Source organism: Pseudoalteromonas shioyasakiensis (assembly GCF_022398475.1).
GTDB lineage: Bacteria > Pseudomonadota > Gammaproteobacteria > Enterobacterales > Alteromonadaceae > Pseudoalteromonas.
Map to the genome: position 1 here is coordinate 1 of NZ_JAKEVM010000238.1, position 3402 is coordinate 3402.

3 protein-coding genes are annotated in these 3402 nt (G+C 41.1%); 1 reads left to right on the top strand and 2 read right to left on the bottom strand.

The window, feature by feature from the left end:
* Nucleotides 1–40: 40 nt before the first annotated feature.
* Entirely contained in the window at nt 41–1132 is a 1092-nt protein-coding gene (locus L1D51_RS20980; RefSeq protein WP_239964767.1) for a DUF481 domain-containing protein, read from the bottom strand.
* A 101-nt stretch (nt 1133–1233) separates the two neighbouring features.
* Entirely contained in the window at nt 1234–2529 is a 1296-nt protein-coding gene (locus tag L1D51_RS20985; protein WP_239964768.1) for an anti-phage deoxyguanosine triphosphatase, read from the bottom strand.
* A 214-nt stretch (nt 2530–2743) separates the two neighbouring features.
* Here L1D51_RS20985 and L1D51_RS20990 point away from each other — a divergent pair.
* Nucleotides 2744–3402 (top strand): glucosaminidase domain-containing protein (locus L1D51_RS20990; protein ID WP_239964769.1); only part of this gene is annotated, 659 nt, incomplete at its 3' end.

A 3402-nucleotide genomic window follows, 5' to 3' on the forward strand; every position in this document is an offset into this window, starting at 1 on the left:
GAGCTAAGCTCGGCGTTTTTATATCTAATAATCGAGATGTTTATAAATCGATACCCAGCGCGAAAATCATTTTGTAATCTTCTTTTTCTGGTACTACACCGTTTTCATCGGCAATCGGGTCAGCTAAATAGTCCCATACTAATGACATATCAAAATCAATATCATCGGTGATCTCAAACTCAAACGCAGCCATCGCATATTGAGAGTCACCACCTGCATCACTGTTTGCAGTTAGGTAGCGGTAATTAAAGGTAAAATCAATTTTCTTGGTGACCTCTAGCTCGTAATTAGTGCCGACAAAATATGACCAAGATGAATTTGATTTTTCTTCACCCGTAGCGACAGTATCAAACTCAGTTTTTTGATAAGCAGGGCCTGTCGAGAAGTCCCACTCTGTTTTATCGGTATCCATTACATAGTAACCAACACCGGCACCCACTGTGTACTTGTTAGCGATATTTTGAAACGGATCACGGTAGTACTCAAAGAAGATAGGGCGGTAATACATTTTTTGGGTCTGAAACCAGTCGAAGGTACCGTTAGCGCGAATGTTGTTTTTAGTGACTTGCTCATCGCTGGTGGTGCGATAACCTAAAAACTCAGCGAGGAAACGGCTAGACGCCGTACGGCGCTTGATATCTGCACGAGCCGAATATTCGGTTTGGTCAGTATTACCTTTTGATATATCGGCACCTAGTGATATTTTCACTGTCCATGCACTGAGTTCGCTTTCAACTGAAGGAGCAATAGAGACTAAATCGCGATAACGGTATTTAGCTTCTTGTTCGCCAACTTTCACAAAACCACCAGAGATATTTAATGTGCCGCTTAGCTCATTACCATCGTTAAAGCGCACAGTATGGTGACGATCTGAGATAATCATGTAGACATCTTCGCGATCAATAATTAATGTGTCGAGCACATCACTGTCGAACTCAATCTCTTTATCATACATGGAGACTAGCTCGCCTTTGAGCCATTCGCCTGAATTCAGCCGTACCCAATCGAAATGAGTGGCATCTTTTATGATTATGCCGCGTTCTTCAAGAAGCGGATCAGGAAGTGATTCTGCACTATAGCAAGCAAATGAGCTTGCTACAGCAGCACTAATAAGCAGGTATTTTTTGAGCATTATTTCAATCCATGTTAAATAAAATGCATTCAAGGGGTGAGGTTGTTATTACTATAACCTGTTTAATTTTAGAACAATTTCAACTGCTGTTCAAAAATTACTTAAGCAGATGGCAAAAACAAGCGCTGATAGGTTTTATAAGCATATTCATCACTCATCCCTGATAAGTAGTCACATATTATGCGCATTGCATTATCACCTTGCTGGTGCGCATTTAGCCACATTTCTTGGGTTGTTTCAGGTAATAAGCGCATTGGGTCGCTGGCAAAAGCACTAAATAACTCAATCAACAGGTTTTGCCCTTTAAATTCAACTTGCTGCATCTTTGGCTCGCGAATTAAACGTTTAAAAACAAAATGTTTTAGCACGTTAAGAATTTCGGCAAATTCATCCGGTAGGCTTACTGTGTATTGCAGTATTTCTGATTCGAAATCTGCGTTTTGTACAACTAACTGAGCGTTAATAATAAAGGTGTTAACCAACTCACCAATAGCGTCTTTACGCTCATACTCGTGATGAGAAAAGAGTCTGGCAGTTATTGAGCTCAAATGGGTGGTTAGCCAAGCAGAGTCAAGCTCTTGCAACTTTACAAGGGCATGATTTTGCCAATCAGCCAGCGTTAAAACTTCTGTAGCTATGGCATCTTCTAAATCATGTACGGCATAAGCAATATCGTCAGCTAATTCCATAATTGCTGAGTCTATCGATTTGTAATGGGTTTTAGCTCTAAACTCATCAACCTTATAATGACTACTGAGCAGTGCTTTATCTTTGTTAGACAGTGGCTCAATGATCCAGTCGAAAACATCTTTATCGTCTTTGTATAAGCCTTTGGCAGGGCGCCAATGGTCAGCTTTAATAAAGCTACGCTGCTCACTCAAAGGTGGAATGCTGTGCCATAAATCATCAATAAAGGCTGGGTATTTAATAAAACCTAACAAGGTGCGTCTGGTTAAATTCATACCATAGCCATTTGAATAGGGCTCAAGCTTAGACACAATTCTTAATGTTTGCGCGTTACCTTCAAAGCCTCCATGCTCGCGCATCATGTAATTTAATGCTATTTCACCACCATGCCCAAAAGGAGGGTGGCCAATATCATGAGCAAGACATAGGGTCTCGAGTAGGCTACCGCTCGGAAAATTCGTAAATTCAGGGTGCTGCTTTTTTAGATGACGTAATAAACCACTGCCAATTTGAGCAACTTCTAAAGAATGGGTCAGACGGGTTCTATAAAAATCATTTAAGCCAATACCCATAATCTGGGTTTTAGCCTGCAACCGCCTAAAGGCTGCGGCGTGGATGATTCGAGAGCGGTCAACTTGCCAAGCTGAGCGGTTATCGTTTGGACGATATTTTTGCTGATCAATAATGCGAGCTTGCCAAGATTGGCACATAAAAATAACCTACCTTTTTCTCGTTTGCTTGCTTTTCAGTATACGCAAGCGCTTGAAAATTGCGAGTAAATTGGCGCTAAATCACGCTATTTTGGTAAAGGTTTAGGTAATTCTCTTAGGGCAAATTCGCCAAAAATAGAGGGTTTTGGTATACTTCGCCTTTGTGTGTGCGTGACGTTACCGCACATGAGTAGTAGTTTATATGAGAGAATACATGCTTAATTACGTTTTTCGAGCTTTACTTGCTGCTTTTTTTGCATGGGCGTTGTTATCGCCATTTGTAGATAAAGAAGTAGTAGAAAGTGGGTCTGAACAATCGCAGACAACGCCAAAAGGGACCCAGCGCGTAATCAAAAAAGAAAAGCCATTACATAATGTGAAACTGCCAGATTTTGCAGCTTTTACTGATGTGAAAGAAAAGAAACATGCATTTTTTGATTTTATTCGCCCTCATGTTGAGGCCGAAAATAAAAAGATTCTACAGCAGCGTGCGACTCTAGAAATCGCGCGCATGATGCTGGAGTACAATGAGCCACTAAGTAGCAAACAGCAATCAGATATTAAAAAAATACTGAATAGCTACAAGTTGCCTACCACCATAGATACTTTATCGCTTACCCAGGCACTTCGTCGTGTAGATATCATTCCTAAAGAGCTTGCGCTTATGCAAGCAGCTAATGAGTCAGCATGGGGTACGTCACGCTTTGCACGTATTGGCTTAAACTTTTTCGGCCAGTGGTGTTATAAAAAAGGCTGTGGCATGGTTCCTCGTCGCCGTGCCAACGAAGCTGCTCACGAAGTGGCTGCATTTCAATCGGTACGTGCTGCTGTAAACTCTTATTTTAAAAATATTAATACCCATGCGGCGTATAA